Source organism: Janthinobacterium sp. GL_088 (assembly GCF_057837845.1).
On sequence record NZ_CM174453.1, the window covers coordinates 1323692 to 1341814 of the forward strand.

Here is an 18123-nt window from a genome sequence, read left to right on the forward strand (position 1 = left end):
AATATGTAAAAAAAAACGTATTTGTCATCCATTTTTTGATGATGCATAGTGGGATGAGTGTGATATTAAAAAGTCACAATTCGTATGGCTGATAGCGTATGAAGATGGGTATTTGCAGTAAATACAGGTGAGATGCAGAGTGAAACAAATAGTCGCGCAACTAAATGACGACATTCCTCTGCATTTTGCCGCCGTGTCACAGTCTTGAAATATTTAACAATTACACTCGCGACTTGCCATGTTAGCCGGGTAAGCATGTCGGGTGAATGACACAGGTGCTAGCGCCCTGGGTCGTACGGATCGGTCGCAGTTTTTTCCGCCGTTATTGTCTGAATATGAATGGTTGTGATGTGTGGAGCGGCGTTTTGTGATGGTCTTGTCAGGACCGCAGCCAGTCCAGCCGGCGTAACAGTTGCAGCATCGTAAAGAGGAGATCTTGTGTTTGTGTTGCTGTGCGGCGCAGCCGGATGGTGGGGCAATCCAGGATTTTCAAAAAATAATAGTCTTTTCTGGGGTTAAAGATGATCAATCACAAACGGCTTCGGCTAACGCAAATCGCGTTCAGTCTGTCTATTGCACTGGCGACGATACCATCGATCGCACAGAACACGACCTCGGCCATCAGCGGACGTATTTCGTCCAATGACGGCAAGCCTGCAGCTGGCGCACAGGTCAATATCGTTCACGTTGAATCTGGCTCGGTCAGCAATGTAACCACCGATGCCGAAGGCCGCTATGTTGCACGTGGCTTGCGCGCAGGCGGTCCTTACACGATCACCATCACCAAGAATGGCGAAGTGGAAAAACGCGAAGGCGTCTTCATCCAGCTGGCGGAAACGGCCAGTGTCGATGCGACTCTGGGCGCGCAGATGCAAGTGGTGAATGTCAGCACGAACGCCATCCGCAACCAGGTTTTTAACCGCAACAACATGGGCGCCGGCACCAATATCAGCCCGACCGAACTGGCAACCCAGGCATCGATCTCGCGCAGCTTGCAAGATTACGCCCGCGCCGACCCGCGCCTGTCGCAGACTGACAAGGAACGCGGCGAAATTTCCGTCGCTGGCCAGAACTCGCGCTACAACTCGATGACGATTGACGGCGTGGCCGTGAACGACACCTTCGGCCTGGAAGCTTCCGGTACCGCCACTGGCAAGCAACCGATCTCGATCGAAGCGATCCAGTCGGTGCAAGTGAACGTGGCCAACTATGACGTGACGCAAAAAGGCTATACCGGCGCCAACATCAACGCCGTGACCAAATCCGGTACCAACAAGGTCAAGGGCAGCGTTTACTACGTGTTCCGCAATGACAGCACCGCTGGCGACCGCTACAACGATACCACCGGCCAATACTACGCCCCGCCAAAATCGAAAGACACCACCAAGGGTATCACCCTGGGCGGCCCACTGATCGAAGACAAACTGTTCCTGTTTGCCAACTACGAAGAAACCAAGAGTTCGCGCGGCGCCCCGGCCTTCGGTCCTGTCGGTAGTGCGCAGACTAACGTCGCGATTACCCAATCGGCCATCGATGGCGCTATCGCCATCGCCAAGGACAAGTACGGTATGGATATCGGCAGCTTGGCGATTCCTGGTGGCTCGGCATTCACGGCCAAGGAAAAGCTGCTGAAACTGGACTGGAACTTGACCGATACCCAACGCATCATGTTGCGTTATGCCAAGACCGAGCAAGCTGAACCGATCTACACCGGCTTCTCGCCGACGGGCCTGTCGCTGAGCTCTTACTGGTACAACCAGGAAAAGAACCTGGAAACGCTGGTTGGCCAATGGACGGCCGAATGGACCCCAACGTTCTCGACCGAAGTCAAGGTATCGTCGCGTAAATATGACAGCGTGCCTAAAAATAATGCTTACCTGCCAGCCATGGGTTTGCAGTTCTCTGGCGCGCTGCCGGATGGTGCGCCAGCCAGCCTGGCGACCGGTAACCGCTTCCTGAACTTTGGTACGGAACAAAGCCGTCAGATGAACGTGCTGGGCACCAAGACCAAAGATTTCTACGCTGCCGGTACCTGGGCGCTGGGCGATCACGAAGTCAAGTTCGGTACGGATTACAGTAAGAACGATGTCTATAATGCATTCTTGCAAAACGTTAACGGTAACTACACCTTTGGCTGTATCAACAGCAGCGCCAAGGTCACGTACTCGTTCGGTACTATCGATTGCGGCAACAAGGCCACGACCGCAGCGCAGATCCAAGCTGCCGTACTGGAAAACTTCCGCCTGGGCCGACCAAGCTCGTATAGCTATCAGGTTCCGCAGCCTGGCCGCACGTTGGCTGACGCCACTGCAACGTTCTCGCTGAAAAACATCGGCCTGTTCGTGCAAGATACCTGGGACGTCAGCAAGCAGCTGACCATTAGCGCCGGCTTGCGCATTGACGGTACCCGTATCGGCGAAAAGCCCATCTACAATCCGACCGCGGCGCTGCCAACGGTCGCACGTACCAGCCAGTTCGGTCGTCAAACCGGCGGTTTCGGTGTGGATAATACGCGTACCATCGACGGTGAAAATCTGTATCAGCCGCGCGTCGGCTTCAATTACAAGTTTGACTCGGCACGTCCGACGCAAGTGCGCGGCGGCTTCGGCTTGTTCCAGGGCGCGGCAGCCAGTGTCTGGCTGGGCAATCCATACCAGAACACCGGCATGGCCACGCAAAACTACACCTGCTCGTCTTCGGCTGGTACCTGCCTGGATACGCCTGGCTTCTTCAATCCTGATCCAACCAAGCAGCCTACCAATCTGGGTCCGGTGATCCCTGCAATGAAAGTAGACTTGCTGAGTTCCGATCTGGCGCAACCTTCGGTGTGGAAAGCCAATCTGGCATTCGAACATGAATTGCCATGGATGGGGCTGATCGTAGGTGCTGAGTACCTGCGTCTGCAAACCAAGAACTCGATCTACTACCAGGAGCTGAACCTGGGTGCGCCAACGGCAACCGGTAGCGACGGCCGTCCGCTGTACTATGGCGCGAACGCGTACAAAGCGTCGTGCTGGAACGCTTCGGGCAGCTTGATTGGCGGTGCATCTTGCAGCGCCTTGACCAAGGCAGGCAGCAATGCTGCGTTTGGTCAAGTTCTGATGGCCACGAACACCGACAAGGGTGCATCGAACGTGCTGACCTTGTCGCTGCGTAGCCCGCTGCGCGAAGGCCTGTCGTGGGGTTCGTCGTACACCTACAGCGATGCCACTGAAGTGTCGCCGCTGACGTCGTCGACCTCGAGCTCGAACTGGGGCGGCCGTGCCGTCTTCAACCCGAACGAAAACGTCGCGTCGAACTCGAACTACATGGTCAAGGACCGCTTCACGGCGAACGTCAACTGGCAAAAACGCTTCTTCGGCGAGTACAAGACCACCTTCGGTCTGTTCTATGAAGGCCGTAGCGGCAAGCCATACAGCTGGACCATCAACAATGACTTGAACGGTGACGGCCTGGCCGGCAATGACTTGATGTACATTCCTAAAGCCCCAGGTTCGGGTGAAGTGGTGTTCGCCGGTGCCACGCCAGCGGCACGTGCCGCCAACGAAGCGGCGTTCTGGAGCGTCGTCAACGCGAATGGCGACCTGCGTAAGGCCAAGGGCGGCGTGATTGGCCGTAACGAAAGCTTTGCACCATGGACCAACAGCTTCGACGTGCGTCTGAGCCAGGAAGTGCCAGGCTTCTTTAAAGGTAACAAGGGTATCTTCACCTTCGACATCCTGAACGTCGGTAACATGATCAACCGTAAATGGGGCCGTATCAATGAAGTGGCCTTCCAATCGGCTGGTGGTCAGGTGCGCAGCTTCGTCGACTACGTTGGTATGGAAAACGGCAAGTATGTGTACAACACCCGTCCTGTGGTGGAAAGCCTGGAAACGCGCCAAGCCAAGGGCGAATCGCAATGGGCACTGCAAGCGACGATCAAGTACGAGTTCTAATCTCGTCCTTGCCCCGTAGCTTGGCAAACTAAAAAACGGCTGGTGGCGACACCAGCCGTTTTTTTATAGACAAGATGGTTTACCCTTTCTCTTTTTTGACATATCGATTCCATGGCTCACTTCTTACGCACCCAGGTCGCCAGCGCGGCCCTGATTCTCATCCTGTCCGGCTGCAGCAATTTAGCGTCCGCGCCACAGCTTGCGCCGAACGGCCCGATTGAAGTGAACCTGGTTGCCTTGAATGATTTTCATGGTAACCTCGACCGCAGCAAATTTAGCTACACGAGCGTTGCCGATGCCGAGCGCAAGACGGTGCAGGCCGGCGGCATCGATACCTTGTCCGGCGCATTGACGGCCTGGCGGCGCGAAGACGCGCAGCTGATCTTTGTCGGCAATGGCGACCTGGTCGGCGCCAGTCCCGCCATGTCGGCGCTGTGGGCGGACGAACCGAGCATCGTCGCCATGAACATGCTGGGCATGAAGGCCAGTTCCGTCGGCAACCATGAATTTGACCAGGGCAAGGCGGAATTGCTGCGCCAGCAGCGCGGCGGCTGTGAATCGTCGCGCACCGACAAGGCGTGCAAAATCACGCCCGACTTCAAGGGCGCCAGCTACACCTATATGGCGGCCAATGTCATCGATACGCAAACGGGCAAGCCCTTGCTGCCGGCCTACCGCATCGAAGAGGCGCATGGCGTCAAGGTGGGCCTGATCGGCGCCGTGCTGAAAGATACGCCGTCCGTCGTGACGGCCGCCGGTATTGCCGGCCTGCAGTTCGGCGATGAGGCGGACGCCATCAACGCCACCCTGCCGCAACTGCGCGCGCAGGGCGTGGGCGTGTTTGTCGTGCTGCTGCACCAGGGCGGCGAGACGAAGGAAGCCGTCGACCAGCCCGATTGCAGCCAGTTGAAAGGCGAAGTGGTCGACGTGGTGAAGCGCCTCGACCCGGCGATTAAATTGGTCATCAGCGGCCATTCGCACCAGGGTTATCTGTGCCGTATCGATGGCCGCCTGGTGACGCAAGCACAGATGGGCGGACACATGTTGACGCGCATCAAGCTCAAGGTCGATCCCGTCAAAAATGCCGTCGTCGATGCCAGCGCGCAAAACGTCGTCATGCTGCCAGGCATGTATGAGCCGGACCCGGCCGTGGCAGCCTACCTGGAATCGGTCAAGCAGCGCAGTGCTGCGGAATTGTCGCGTCCCGTGGCCGCCATCGCCGTGCCGAACGTGGGCCGCAGCACCAAGGGTGGCGGCGCTTCGCCGTTGGGCGACCTGGTGGCCGACAGCACCCTGTTCGGCGCGCGCGCTGCCGGTGCGCAAATCGGTTTGATGAACAATGGCGGCATCCGCAAGGACCTGGAAGCGGGCGCCGACCTGATGACGAACGTGGGCCAGAACCAGGCAGTTGTCCCATTCGGCAATACGCTGATCGTTGTGAGTCTTTCCGGTGCGCAAATCCGTACCTTGCTCGAACAGCAATGGCCAGGCGCAGAGGCCGGCGAGGGCAATCTGCTGCAAGTGTCCGACGGTTTTACTTATCGCTGGGACAGCACGAAGCCGCAGGGGCAGCGCGTACTGCCAGGTAGCATCATGCTCAATGGCATTCCTCTTGATGACAATCAACAATACAGAGTCGCCGCCAACAGTTTCCTGGCCGGCGGCGGCGACCGCTTCACCGTGCTGGCGGCCAGCACGCGCCGACTCGACACGGGCGTGCGCGACATCGACGCCTTCAGCAATTACCTGATTGATCGTGCCCGTGCCGGCAAGCCGGCCGGCAGCGCCACGGCGGCCGGCCGCATCGTACGCGTCAAATAATCTTTACAAGGAATAACCATGCGTCGTTTATCTGTTTCCCTGCTCGTCACTACCCTGTTCGCGGGCACGGCCCACGCGGATTTCACCATTCCCGGCTTTGAGCTGGTGCACACCTCGCCCGTGGAAACCACCCTGACGAATCCCGACCTGCGCGAGCCTGTTGCCGTGTGGACCGAGCTGTTCGACGGGGCAAAAAAAGAGATCGTCATCGCGCAGTTCTATGCCGTCAGCAAGCCGGGCACGGCTTTTGAAAAAGTGCTGGCCAGCCTGACGGCCGCCGGCCAGCGCGGCGTGAAGATCCGCTTCCTGCTGGACCAGAAGGGCGTGGGCTTGTCGGAAGCGGCCACCATCGCGCAGATCAAAGCGATTCCCAACCTGGACTTGCGCCTGATCGATTTCAATAAAGTCACGGGCAACGGCATCGTGCACGCCAAATACCTGGCCGTCGATGGCCAGGTGGCCTACATCGGCAGCCAGAATTTCGACTGGCGCTCGTTCGAGCACATCCATGAGACGGGCTTGAGAATCACGGAGCCCGCCATGGTGAGCCAGGTGCAAGCCATCTTCGAACAGGATTGGCAAGCCCAGGCATTGACGTCGAAAGGCAGCCGCGCCACCGTACTTAACAGCAAGGTGGTGCTGGCCAATTACGCGCAAAACGCTTTCCTGCTGGCCAGCCCGAATGCCTACAACCCGGCTGGCGTGGGCGACTCGGAAACGGGCTTGCCGGCCTTGCTGGCGGAAGCGAAAAACGAAGTGCGCATCCAGTTGCTCGACTACGCGCCGCTGTCCTACGGCCCCAACCGCACGCGGCCGTACTACGCCGTGATCGACAATGCCGTGCGCGCCGCCGCCCAGCGTGGCGTGAAAATCAAGCTGATGGTGTCAAGCTGGAACACGGAAGCGCCGGCCATCGCCTACCTGAAAAGCCTGGCCCTGGTGCCGAACGTGGAAATCCGTATCGTGACGATTCCCGCGGCGTCGACCGGTTTCATCCCGTTCGCGCGCGTGATCCACAGCAAGACCATGACCATCGACGGCAAGCTGGCCTGGGTCGGCACGAGCAACTGGGCGGGCGGTTATTTCGACCTCTCGCGCAACCTGGAAGTGGTGCTGCGCAACGAACAGATGGCGCAGCGCATTGCCGCGCTGCATGAGCAGACGTGGAGCTCGGCGTATGCGCAGCCGATCGACATCAACAAGCAGTATCCGAAGCCGGCCAAGGCCACGCCGCAAGGCAAGGAGTAATAGTGAACATGAAAAAACTGCTGAGCGTGCTGGCGCTGGGCGCCGCTTTCACCTCCTGCAATGTGCTGGCCTGGGGCAACGACGGCCACCGCGCCGTGGGCGCCATCGCCGATCAATTGCTCAAGGACAGTGCGGCCCAGGCGCAAGTGGCCAAATTGCTGCTGCCGGGCGAAAGCCTGGAAAAGATCGCCAACTGGCCCGATTGCGTGAAGGGCACGTATTGCGGCCCGCAAACACCGGAAATGCTGACCTATGTAGCGGCCAATCCCAAGCATGGCGAATACCACTACACGAACGTGCCATTCCAGAACGCGCACTACCATGACCATGGCGTGGGCACGGCCGATGACGATATCGTGCAAACGCTCAAGCAGGCGATCCTGGTGCTGCAAGGCAAGGCTGATGCGGCCAGCAATCCGCACGGCTTCAGCCAGCGCGAAGCGTTGATTTTGATCACGCACCTGGTGGGCGATATCCACCAGCCATTGCATGTGGGCAATGCGTTTGTCGGCAAGGATGGTCAGTTCTTCGTGCCCGCCACGCAGGCGCAGATTGACGACGTCACCATTTTCAATGCACGCGGCGGCAATGATTTGCTGCTCGACGATGCGAAGATGACGGCGCTGTCAGACGCCGTGATTCCCGCGCCGCTGCCGGCCGAGGATGGCGTGGCCAAGCCTGCCAGCAGCTATCCGAGATCGCCCACCAAGCCCCTGCATTCGTATTGGGATACGACCGTAGTCGATTACGCCATGCGCCGCCTGAGCACGCGCACGCCACAGCAGTTCGCCCGCACCGTGATCGCCAGCACGCCACAAGTGAGCGGCAACAGCGGCGACCCTGCTACCTGGCCGTATCAGTGGGCCGATGCCTCGCTGGCGGCGTCAAAAATTGCCTTCACGGACGTGGTGGCCGGCCCGGCCACGCAGCAGACGAGTCGCAAGGGCGAGGTCTACAACGTGTGGAATTTGAACGTGCCGGACAATTATCCCGTGCCCAGCTCGGCGCTGGCGAAGCAGCAGCTGATCGCGGGCGGCTATCACCTGGCAGCCGTGCTGCAGGCGATCTGGCCACAGTAAAAATGTTATTCGAAAGCGGCCTGCGGGCCGCTTTTTTCATGCCAGGGTGATGCTAATTCCCATCTCGCGGTAGGGGGCGAGCAGGGCGTCGTCCACGTCGCGGTGCACGATGATGTCGTTGACCTGGCTCAAGGGCGCGATTTGAAACGGCGAAGCCGTATTGAACTTTTCCGGCGAGGCCAGCACGACGGTGCGGCTCGACGCCTCGCTCAGGGCGCGTTTCACGCACGCTTCTTCATAATCCCCGGTGGTGATGCCCGCTTGCGGATGCAGGCTGGACACACCCATGAAATACAGGTCGGCGCGGATGCGGCCGATGGCTTCCACGGTCGCGGCGCCGACGCCCACGATCGAGTGCTTGTACAGGCGCCCGCCCAGCATCAGCACCTCGATCGATGGGTGATTCACCAGTTCGACGGCAATCGACGGACTGTGCGTGACGATGGTGGCGCGCAAGTCGCGCGGCAGCTGGCGCGCCACTTGCACAGCGGTCGTGCCGCCATCGAGGAACACCACTTGTCCCGTTTGTATCATGGCGCCCGCCGCGCGGCCGATGGCGGGCTTGGCTTCGGGCGAAATCTGTTCGCGCCCCGCAAACGGCGCCAGCGCGGGCGAGCGCGGCAGCAAGGGCAGGGCGCCGCCATGCACGCGCTCCAATAAACCCTCTTTCGCCAGTTCGCGCAGGTCGCGCCGTATCGTGTCTTCCGACAAGCCCAGACTATCGCTGATGGCCTTGGCGACGATCTGGCCTTCGCGCTGGAGCAAGTCCAGCAGGTATTGTTTGCGTTGATGTGTGAGCATGGTTTTTCTTGTATTTTCTTGATATTGCACGAGTTTGCATGATAAAGTCGATCCGTGCAAGCACAAGGAGACACTATGCGCGAAGAAAACAGCAAGCAGGAACGGGTCCGTATCCAGGGCGTGCAGACCCTGTCGCACGACTGGTATCTGCTGCAAAAGACCACGTTCGACTATCTGCGCCACGATGGCGCATGGCAGACGCAGACGCGGGAAACCTATGACCGCGGCGATGGCGCCACCATCCTGCTCTACAACAAAGTCCAACGCACGGTGATCCTGATCCGCCAGTTCCGCTTTCCCACCTACCGCGCAGGCCATGATGGTTTCCTGATCGAAGCGGCGGCCGGTTTGCTGGAAGAGGCCAGCGCGGAGCAGCGCATCCGCGCCGAGGTGGAAGAGGAAACCGGTTACCGGGTGGGGCAGGTGCAAAAGATATTCCAGGCTTTCATGAGCCCCGGCTCAGTGACGGAGCGCTTGCATTTCTTTGTTGCCGAATACGACCCCGCCAGCCGCATCGGCGATGGCGGCGGCCTGGCGCACGAGGGGGAGGATATCGAAGTGCTGGAACTGCCCCTGGCGCAAGCGCTGCAGATGGTGGCCGATGGCCGCATCTGCGATGGCAAGACCATCATGCTGCTGCAGCATGCGCAATCGCACTTGATGCCGCGCAAACAGGGCATGCAGATCCTCGTTGCCGGCCCCTACCGTTCCGGCACGGGCGACGATCCCGCCCTGATGGCGGCGAATGTGGCAGCCATGCAAGCCGTCTGCCTGCCCCTGTATGCCAGAGGACACATGCCCGTGCTCGGTGAATGGTTGGCCTTGCCCATGCTGGCGCTGGCCGGCTCCACCGGGGTTGGCGATGTAGTGTATGAGGAATTATTTCACGCGCATGCGACGCGTTTATTGAGCCATTGCGATGCCGTGCTGCGCCTCGGCGGCGCGTCGCAGGGCGCCGACCAGATGGTGGAAGTGGCGCGCAGCCTGGGGCTGCCCGTGTTTTTCTCGCTGGACGCAATTCTTTCGGCGTAAAAAAAGCGAAGCCCGCGGGCTTCGCTTTTTGTCAGCGCTCGCTGAAACTTAGCGCGATTTGACGAACGGAATGCCGATAGCTTTTGGCGCGATGGATTTCGCCATCAAGCCTGCCAGCACGATCACGGTGACCACGTACGGCACCATCTGGATCAAGGAGCCGGGGATGCGGCCCACGACGGGCAAGTCCACGCCTTCAATTTGAATCTGGATGGCGGCGAAGAAGCCGAACATCAGACAGCCGAGGAAGGTGTAGACGGGGCGCCAGTTGCCGAACACCATGGCCGTCAGGGCCAGGTAGCCGGCGCCGGCCGACATGTCGCGCAGGAAGAAGCCGCTTTGCACGATGGCAAGATATGCACCCGAGAACGAGCACAGGATGCCGGCCACCAGCATGGCCAGGTAGCGCGTCGTTTCCACGCTCACGCCGGCCGAGTCCGCCGCATGCGGGTTTTCGCCACAGGCGCGCAGGCGCAGGCCGAAGCGCGTGTGGTACAGCAGCCAGTGCACGAGCGGGATCAGCAGGAACGCCACGTAGACGAGGATGGAATGGCCACCGATCAGGTGGGCGTAGACCCAGCCGATGAAGGGGATATGCTCCACGTACTGCGTGCCCGGCAAGACCACGTCGAACAGGCGCGCCGAACCGAGGTCGGGCGTGCGGCCGCCTTGCTGGAAGAAAAATTGCGCCAGCACAAACGTCAGTCCGCTCATGGCGATATTGATCGCCATGCCGGCCACCAGCTGGTTGCCCTTTTGCGTGATGCTGACGTAGGCCTGCAGCAGGGCCAGGGCGACGCAGACGAGCATGCCGGCAGCCATGCCGTAATACGGGTTTTGCGTCGTGTAGGCCACGGCGGCGGAAGCGAAGGCGCTGGCCAGGATCTTGCCTTCCAGGCCGATGTCGATCATGCCGCTGCGTTCGGCAAACAGGCCGGCCATGGCGGCAAAGATCAGGACGGGCGCATTGCGCACGGTCGATACCAGGATGCTGGCGAATTGAAAGTCGTCGAGTGTCATGGTGTTAGCCTTTGGTGCGCTTGAGCAGGGCGGAAATGGCCGGTGCGTAGAAGTTTTCCATGGCGCCGCAGAACAGGATGATCAAGCCCTGGATGAAAATGAAAGTTTCCGTCGGGATATTCGGTTTTTCCAGCGACAAGTCGAAGCCACCCTGGATCAGCGCGCCGAACAGCACGGCCGACAGGAAGATGCCGACCGGATGCTGGCGACCCATCAGGGCAATGGCGATGCCGATGAAGCCGGCGCCGCCCACAAAGTTGAGCGACAGATAATGCGTCGAACCCATGATGGAATTGACGGAACCGAGGCCCGCCAGCGCGCCCGAGATCAGCATGACGATGATGATCATCTTGCTGATCGACACGCCCGCATAGTGGGCCGCGTGCTTGTTCAGGCCCGTGGCCCGCAGCTTGAAGCCCCACGACGAGCGCCAGACCATCACGCCGTAAATCACCAGCGCGGCGATCGCCAGGATAAAACTGATGTTCAGCGGCGTGTCGCCCAAGGATGGGAACCAGGTGGAGAGGCGCGGCATTTCGCCGCTTTCCGCAAACACGCGGCTGGCCGTGTTCTGTTCGCCCGGCGGAATCAGGTACTTCACGATCACGAAGTTCATCAGGCTGGCGGCGATGAAGTTGAACATGATGGTGGTGACGACGATATGGCTGCCGCGCTTGGCTTGCAGGTAGCCGGGCAGGAAACCCCACAGCGCGCCGAACAGGGCCGCGCCTATCATGGCCGCTGGAATCAATAGCCAGGCGGGCAGGGTCTGGTCGAAGGCCAGCATGGCCACCGTCAAGCCCAGGCCGCCAATATACATCTGGCCTTCGGAACCGATATTGAACAGCCCGGCCTGCATCGCCACGGAGACCGACAGGCCCGTGAAGATGAAGGTGCTGGCGTAAAACAGGGTGTAGCTCAAGCCTTCCGGATTGAGGATGGCGCTGTGGACGAGGATCGACAGCGATTCGGCCGGGTCTTCGCCCAGCATATAAATCACCAGGGCTGCGACCAGCAAGGCCGACAGCAGGTTTAACATGGGCATGACAAAGGCTGTCGCCCAGCGTGGCAAGTCGTTATTCATGATTTATGCATTCCGCCCATCAACAGACCGATGCGGGTGGTATCGAATTCTTCAATTTTCAGTTCGCCGGTGATGCGTCCGCCGCACATGACGAGAATGCGGTCGGCCAGCGCCCGCACTTCTTCCAGTTCGACGGACACCAGCAGGATCGCCACGCCTGCGTCGCGCAGGGCCAGCAATTGCGTATGGATGCTTTCGATGGTGCCGATGTCGACGCCGCGCGTGGGCTGGCCCACCAGCATCAGTTTCGGCTTGGCCAGCACTTCGCGCGCGATCACCACCTTTTGCTGGTTGCCGCCGGACAACAAACCGATGCGCAAGTCCGGATTGGCCGGGCGCACATCGAAGGTTTTCAGCAGTTCCGCGCAGCGCGCGCCGATGGCCTTGAAGTTGAACAGGCCCCAGCGGTTTTTCAGGTGATCCTGGTAACCGAGGATGGTGTTTTGCATGACGGAGAAATTCTTTACCACGCCATCGCGCAAGCGGTCTTCTGGAATGTGGGCGATGCCCAGCTCGCGGAAGGCCAGCGGCAAGCCGTCGGCGTCGTGGCGCTTGGCAAACGGCAAGTCCTTGTCGAGGAAGCGCAGCTTGCCGGACGTCGGCAGGCGCATGCCCGAGAGGATTTCCAGCAGTTCGCTCTGGCCATTGCCCGAGACCCCCGCGATGGCGACGATTTCGCCGGCGCGCAAGTTGAAACCGATGTCGGCCAGCAGTTTGATCTGTTGCTCGTCGGCCAGTTGCAGACCGTCCACTTCCAGCACCGTGGCGCCCGGATTGTACGGTGCACGCGGCAAGTGGCTCTGGATGGGGCGGCCGACCATCATGTTGGCCAGTTCCTCTTTCGAGGTGCCGGCCGTCGCCACGGCGCCCACCACCGTGCCGCCGCGCATGACGGTGACGTTGTCGGTGATTTCCAGGATCTCTTGCAGCTTGTGCGTGATCAGGATGATGGTCTTGCCTTGCTCCTTGAACAGGCGCAGGATTTCAAACAGCGACGCCGTTTCCTGGGCCGTCAGCACGGCCGTCGGCTCGTCGAGGATCAGGATATTGGCGCTGCGGTAAATCTGCTTGAGGATTTCCACCCGCTGCTGTGCGCCGACGGAGAGGTCTTCGATCTTTGCCAGCGGGTCGACGTCGAGGCGGTAGCGCGCGCAAATCTCGCGCAATTTCGCTTCCGCTTCCGTGCGGTGGCTGGCCAGGCGAAAACCGCCTTCCGTGCCCAGCATGATATTGTCGAGGACGGTGAAGTTCTCGACCAGCATGAAGTGCTGGTGCACCATGCCGATGCCGAGGTTGATCGCTTCCTGGCTGTTGCGGATAGGCTGTACTTTTCCGTCGAGCAAGATTTCTCCGCCGTCGGCACGGTAATACCCGTACAGGATGCTCATCAAGGTCGATTTGCCGGCGCCGTTTTCCCCCACCAAGCCATGGATACTGCCCTTGGCGATGGAGAAACTGACGTCGGCGTTCGCCTTCACATGTCCAAACTGCTTGGAAATGCTGCGAAATTCTACTGCTGGCTGCATAGGTTCATAACTGGATAGTTTCATGGAAACGCGCCGCGCGGAGACTGGCCCCGGCGGCGCGCTAAAAGATACGGAGAAAAATTAAACCGGGCAGCTGCTGCCGACGCGGTAATCGATCACTTTGATCTTGCCATCGATAATGTCCTTACGCGCACCCAACACGCGCTTTTCGATTTCCGGCGTAATCAGCTTGCGGTTGTTCGCATCGAGCGCCCAATCCACGCCGCCTTCTTTCAAGCCTTTATAGCTGACGCCGCCCTTCCAGGTGCCGTTCTTGACTTGCATGAAGCTGTCGTAGACCGTGTTGTCGACGCGCTTGACCATCGAGGTCAGGATGCTGCCTGGATACAGATGATTCTGGTTCGAATCGACGCCGATGGCCAGCTTGCCTTTTTCCTTGGCCATTTGCAGGGTGCCCATGCCGCTGCCGCCAGCGACGGCGAAGACGACATCGACGCCGCGCTCGAATTGCGAGCGGGCCAGTTCGCCACCCTTGGCCGGGTCATTCCAGGCGCCGGACGTGGTGCCGACCATGTTTTGCGTGATTTCCGTCTTCGGATTGACGGCCTTCGCGCCTTGCGCGTAGCCGCAGGCGAAGTTGCGGATCAATGGAATATCGATGCCGCCGATGAAGCCGACTTTCTTGCTCTTGCTGGCCATGGCTGCAGCCACGCCCACCAGGTAGGAGCCTTCTTCTTCCTTGAAGACGACGGAATTGACATTGCTGCCGGCGGCCTGGCCGTCGATCAGCACGAATTTCACGTTCGGGAATTCCTTGGCGACCTTTTGCACGGCTTGCGTTTGCGCAAAGCCGATGGCCGCGATCATGTCGAGTTTCTTGCGGGCCAGGCCACGCATGACTTGTTCAGCCTGCGTATCGCTCGATGCCTGCACTTCGATGAAGGAAATGCCCGTGTCTTTTTTGAAGCGCGAGGCGCCTTCGAAAGCGGATTGGTTGAACGACTTGTCGAACTTGCCGCCCGCGTCATACACGACACCCAGTTTTGGGGTAGCCGCGGACGCTTGAGCAGTCAAAAATACGGCTGCGATCGTCAAACTAAATTGTGTAAGTTTCATGAATTGGCTCCTGGAAGATCGATATTGTATATTTTTTATAGGTGAAACATATAATTTGGGGCCGATTTAGCCTGTTTTTGATGCACGAGGTAATAATTCCTTATCAACATTGCACTGTATTGCACAAGATCATTGCTGACCTCGTCTGCTTTCATGCCGTCAGTGTGATGCTCATGCAACAGTCGGCCCCGTCTCTTTTATAGGTACAACATCGAATGGGGCTGCCGGAGCGGGCTGGGATGCGCCGTCAGATGACGGGCAGGGCAAGCACGGAACCGGCGCCGCGATGGGCGTCCGAATCACTATGCATCATGCCAGATATGTATGACAAATACGTTTTTGTTTATGTATTTATATGTGGGGCATATAAATAGGTGGCGTAGCAGATCAGGCGGCCGGGGGATTCAAAATATTTAAGAAGGCGCGCACGACGGGCGCGTCGTCCAGCGTGGTGTAGCTGATGTACAGGTTGGCCGACGGTGGATTGGTCTTGATCGGCAGAAACACGACGCCGGGCCAGCCGATACGGCTCGTCGTTTCCGGCACCAGGGTCACGCCCAGGCCCGCGCCGACCATGGCCAGCAGGGTTTGCGGCTCGCTCGCTTCCTGGAAAATCACGGGTTCGAAACCGGCGTTGATGCAGCATTGCACCAGGTAGCGTGGGAACGCGGATTTGTCGAGGTTCAGAGTCAGCATGGGCTCGTGGGCGATGTCGATCAGCTCGATGGACGTGTTTTTCGCCAGCGGATGGTGTTCATTGACGGCCACGCAGACGTTTTCGCGGAAGCACAGTTCCTGGCGCAGATTGTCGTGACGCAAGTCGTCGTCGTTGAGCTTGGGTTCGCGCCAGAAACCGACATCGATTTGCTTGGCGCGCAAGGCTTCGTATTGCACCGTGGGACCGAATTCATGGATGGTCCAGCTGACGCGGGGAAATTTGGTCTGGAATTCTTCCAGCAGGCTGGGGATGGGACCCCACATGGCCGAGCCGACGATGCCCACGCGCAAGCGGCCCACTTCGCCGCGGTCGATCTGGCGGATGGTGTCGATGGTCATGCGCATCTTGGCCAGCAGGTCAGCCGCCTCGTTCATCAGCGCCTTGCCCGCCACGGTCAGCTCGAACGTGCGCGTGGTGCGCGCAAACAGGCGTACGCCCAGTTCGCTTTCCAGTTTCATGATCTGCTGGCTCAAGGGCGGCTGCGAGATATGCAGGCGCTCGGCGGCGCGGCTGAAGCTTTTCTCCTCGGCAACGGCAAGAAAATACTTTAACTGTTTCAGATCGATGGACATGCTTTCCTTGGCGTTGCGTGGTGCTTGGCGATGGAACGGCGCGCGGACCCGTGAAGGCGCGCGCGCTTTCTTTACAGCAGTTCTATTATCGTGCCACGACTGCCTGCATGGCAATGGCCAGCGCCGTGCCGACTTGGGCATTGTGCTTGACCAGCGCGATATTCGTCGCCAGGCTGCGGCCATCCGTCAGTTGCTTGATGCGTGACAACAGGAATGGCGTGACTTGCTTGCCCTTCACGCCGCCCGCGTCCGCTTCCTGCAGCGCCTGCGCGGTGATCGCATCGATTTCTTCCTTGGGCATGGCTTGCGCGGCCGGCACGGGGTTGCTGACGATCACGCCGCCCTTCAAGCCCAGTTGCCACTTGGTGCCGATGAAGGCAGCCTGTTCTGTGGCCGTATCGAGGCGGAAATCGGCCTTGAAGCCGCTTTCGCGCGTGAAGAAGGCCGGGAAACCTTCCTGGCCCACGCTGATGACGGGCACGCCGTGAGTTTCCAGGTATTCCAGGGTCAGGCCGATGTCGAGGATGGATTTCACGCCCGCGCAGACGACGGCCACCGAGGTTTGCGCCAGTTCCTGCAAGTCGGCGGAAATGTCGAAGCTGGTTTCCGCGCCGCGGTGCACGCCGCCGATGCCACCCGTAACAAACACGGAAATACCTGCCAGTTCCGCGCAAATCATGGTGGCGGCCACGGTGGTGGCGCCCAGCTTGCCTTGTGACAGGACGAACGGCAAGTCGCGGCGGCTGACCTTCATGGCGTCGGGCGAGGTACCCAGCAATTCCAGTTGTTCGGGCGACAGGCCCACGCAGATCTTGCCGCCGATGATGGCGATGGTGGCTGGCACGGCGCCGCCGTCACGGATGATCTGTTCCACTTCGCGCGCCATTTCCACGTTTTGCGGATACGGCATGCCGTGCGAAATGATGGTCGATTCCAGCGCCACGATGGCCTTGCCGGCGGCGCGTGCGTCGAGCACTTCTTGCGAGAACAAGAGGAAATTCTGTAATTGGGTCATGGTTCAGTCCTGTTGAAAGAGGGTAGGGGGAGGCGGCGCCAGGTCGGCGTCGTCAATGTTGTCGAGCGCGCCGGCGGAAATATGGGGGGAGACGGTGGCAGCCGATTCCAGGGTCATGGCGGCCAGCTTCAGGCCGCGCCGGCACGCCAGTTTCAAATCGCTGCTGTCGTGGTACAGCGACCAGCAGACGGCGGCGGAAAACGCGTCGCCGGCGCCCGTCACGTCGACGGCGTCCACTTCGCGCGCGGCCAGGTGCACGACAGGCGCGTCCGGGCTGTCGCCATCCGTGAAGTACACGCCTTCGCCGCCGCAGGTGACGATCACCTGGCGCGCGCCCTGGCGCTGCACTTCGCGGCAGGCGGCGCGCACCTCGAAGGCCGTGGGCAAGGCCCGCGCCACGCGCGTTTCCAGTTCGCCCCGGTTCAGTATCAGCAAATGCAAGCCCGTCAAGTCTTGCGGCAGGTGCGCCATCTTCGGCTGCGAGACGGCGACGATGACGAGCGGCGTCGCGTGGGCCGCGTCCTGGCGCGCATCGGCCAGCAGAGCCTGCACGCTGTCGTGGCCCAGGTTCAGGTCGCAGACGGTAAGGGCGGCAGCCGCGCGCTGTGGCTGGCGGCTGTGCAAAAAGGCGGGGGTCAGTTGTTCGTACAGTTGCATGTTGGCCATCGCCAGCAGCATTTCACCATGTTCGTCGAGCACGGCAGTGTAAGTGCCGCTGCTGGTGTTGCTCAGATGTAAGCTGCCGCGCATGTCGATGCCCGCGTCTTCCGCGTGCGTCTGCAGGGCGTGGCCGGCCGCATCGTCGCCCAGCGCCGTCAGCAGGGCCACGGGGATAGCCAGGCGTGCCAGGTTTTCCGCGATGTTGCGGCCCACACCGCCAAACACTTCTTCCGAACGCACGGGATTCGATGTGCCCATCTGCAAGGTCGCCAGGGTGCGCATCTTGCGGTCGAGGTTGGCAGCGCCTATGCACAGCACGGGGCGGCTGTCGGGCAGCACGTAGGCGCGTCCCAGCAGGCGCCGCTCGCGTATCAATCCGGCAATGTGGCCGGCGACGGCCGAGCGCGACAAGCCCAGCTCGCTCGCCAGGTCTTGCTGCGAGATGAAGGGGTTGTTGCGGATCAGCGTGTACAGCTGGTCTTTTTTATTGGTATCGGTCACAAGGTTTTCGCTGATGGTTAAACATTTGTCT

12 protein-coding genes and 1 pseudogene are annotated in these 18123 nt (G+C 60.0%); 5 read left to right on the plus strand and 8 right to left on the minus strand.

What is annotated here, in order from left to right; genetic code table 11:
- Positions 1–521 precede the first annotated feature (521 nt).
- From AC3IQ7_RS06000 to AC3IQ7_RS06015, 4 genes are all read left to right on the plus strand, one after another.
- Positions 522–3938, plus strand: coding sequence for a TonB-dependent receptor (locus tag AC3IQ7_RS06000; protein ID WP_322427347.1), 3417 nt, complete (start codon positions 522–524; stop codon positions 3936–3938).
- Positions 3939–4049: 111 nt separating this feature from the next.
- On the plus strand, positions 4050–5759 hold the full coding sequence (locus tag AC3IQ7_RS06005) for a bifunctional metallophosphatase/5'-nucleotidase (RefSeq protein ID WP_489208605.1): 1710 nt from the start codon (positions 4050–4052) through the stop codon (positions 5757–5759).
- A gap of 18 nt (positions 5760–5777) precedes the next feature.
- A complete protein-coding gene (locus AC3IQ7_RS06010; RefSeq protein ID WP_489208606.1) occupies positions 5778–7007 on the plus strand; it encodes a phospholipase D-like domain-containing protein in 1230 nt (409 codons plus the stop codon).
- Positions 7008–7015: 8 nt separating this feature from the next.
- On the plus strand, positions 7016–8086 hold the full coding sequence (locus tag AC3IQ7_RS06015) for a S1/P1 nuclease (protein WP_489208607.1): 1071 nt from the start codon (positions 7016–7018) through the stop codon (positions 8084–8086).
- Positions 8087–8122: 36 nt separating this feature from the next.
- On the opposite strand, the gene AC3IQ7_RS06020 is transcribed toward AC3IQ7_RS06015, so the two are convergent.
- The gene (locus AC3IQ7_RS06020) at positions 8123–8887 is read right to left on the minus strand and encodes a DeoR/GlpR family DNA-binding transcription regulator (RefSeq protein WP_489208608.1); all 765 of its coding nucleotides are present in this window, start codon (positions 8885–8887) and stop codon (positions 8123–8125) included.
- Between the two features lie 75 nt (positions 8888–8962).
- On the opposite strand from AC3IQ7_RS06020, the pseudogene AC3IQ7_RS06025 reads away from it, so the two are divergent.
- Positions 8963–9547 (plus strand): annotated as a pseudogene (locus AC3IQ7_RS06025) (NUDIX domain-containing protein); the annotation flags it as partial.
- 420 nt (positions 9548–9967) lie between these two features.
- Here AC3IQ7_RS06025 and AC3IQ7_RS06030 read toward each other — a convergent pair.
- The 7 genes from AC3IQ7_RS06030 to AC3IQ7_RS06060 all read right to left on the minus strand — a co-directional run bounded on the left by AC3IQ7_RS06030 (position 9968) and on the right by AC3IQ7_RS06060 (position 18092).
- A complete protein-coding gene (locus tag AC3IQ7_RS06030) occupies positions 9968–10939 on the minus strand; it encodes an ABC transporter permease (RefSeq protein ID WP_099379312.1) in 972 nt (323 codons plus the stop codon).
- Positions 10940–10943: 4 nt separating this feature from the next.
- Complete coding sequence (locus tag AC3IQ7_RS06035; RefSeq protein WP_035824975.1) at positions 10944–12023, minus strand: ABC transporter permease; 1080 nt, start codon at positions 12021–12023, stop codon at positions 10944–10946.
- The gene (locus AC3IQ7_RS06040) at positions 12020–13549 is read right to left on the minus strand and encodes an ABC transporter ATP-binding protein (protein WP_322427352.1); all 1530 of its coding nucleotides are present in this window, start codon (positions 13547–13549) and stop codon (positions 12020–12022) included. Before AC3IQ7_RS06040 ends, AC3IQ7_RS06035 begins: the two co-directional genes overlap by 4 nt.
- Before the next feature lie 81 nt (positions 13550–13630).
- Positions 13631–14626, minus strand: coding sequence for a BMP family lipoprotein (locus AC3IQ7_RS06045; RefSeq protein ID WP_035824980.1), 996 nt, complete (start codon positions 14624–14626; stop codon positions 13631–13633).
- 387 nt (positions 14627–15013) lie between these two features.
- On the minus strand, positions 15014–15916 hold the full coding sequence (locus AC3IQ7_RS06050) for a LysR family transcriptional regulator (protein ID WP_077400023.1): 903 nt from the start codon (positions 15914–15916) through the stop codon (positions 15014–15016).
- Positions 15917–16001: 85 nt separating this feature from the next.
- Positions 16002–16931: a pseudouridine-5'-phosphate glycosidase gene (locus tag AC3IQ7_RS06055; RefSeq protein WP_489208609.1), complete on the minus strand. Its 930-nt coding sequence runs from the start codon at positions 16929–16931 to the stop codon at positions 16002–16004.
- Between the two features lie 3 nt (positions 16932–16934).
- Positions 16935–18092, minus strand: a complete 1158-nt coding sequence (locus AC3IQ7_RS06060; protein ID WP_099379412.1) for a carbohydrate kinase — start codon at positions 18090–18092, stop codon at positions 16935–16937.
- Between the last annotated feature and the right edge of the window lie 31 nt (positions 18093–18123).

What these genes read in the sequence shown, in the direction of transcription:
- AC3IQ7_RS06000 (WP_322427347.1), top strand. Translation starts at nt 522, where the DNA reads ATGATCAATCACAAACGGCTTCGGCTAACGCAAATCGCGTTCAGTCTG.
- AC3IQ7_RS06005 (WP_489208605.1), top strand. Translation starts at nt 4,050, where the DNA reads ATGGCTCACTTCTTACGCACCCAGGTCGCCAGCGCGGCCCTGATTCTC.
- AC3IQ7_RS06010 (WP_489208606.1), top strand. Translation starts at nt 5,778, where the DNA reads ATGCGTCGTTTATCTGTTTCCCTGCTCGTCACTACCCTGTTCGCGGGC.
- AC3IQ7_RS06015 (WP_489208607.1), top strand. Translation starts at nt 7,016, where the DNA reads ATGAAAAAACTGCTGAGCGTGCTGGCGCTGGGCGCCGCTTTCACCTCC.
- AC3IQ7_RS06020 (WP_489208608.1), bottom strand. Translation starts at nt 8,887, where the DNA reads ATGCTCACACATCAACGCAAACAATACCTGCTGGACTTGCTCCAGCGC.
- AC3IQ7_RS06030 (WP_099379312.1), bottom strand. Translation starts at nt 10,939, where the DNA reads ATGACACTCGACGACTTTCAATTCGCCAGCATCCTGGTATCGACCGTG.
- AC3IQ7_RS06035 (WP_035824975.1), bottom strand. Translation starts at nt 12,023, where the DNA reads ATGAATAACGACTTGCCACGCTGGGCGACAGCCTTTGTCATGCCCATG.
- AC3IQ7_RS06040 (WP_322427352.1), bottom strand. Translation starts at nt 13,549, where the DNA reads ATGCAGCCAGCAGTAGAATTTCGCAGCATTTCCAAGCAGTTTGGACAT.
- AC3IQ7_RS06045 (WP_035824980.1), bottom strand. Translation starts at nt 14,626, where the DNA reads ATGAAACTTACACAATTTAGTTTGACGATCGCAGCCGTATTTTTGACT.
- AC3IQ7_RS06050 (WP_077400023.1), bottom strand. Translation starts at nt 15,916, where the DNA reads ATGTCCATCGATCTGAAACAGTTAAAGTATTTTCTTGCCGTTGCCGAG.
- AC3IQ7_RS06055 (WP_489208609.1), bottom strand. Translation starts at nt 16,931, where the DNA reads ATGACCCAATTACAGAATTTCCTCTTGTTCTCGCAAGAAGTGCTCGAC.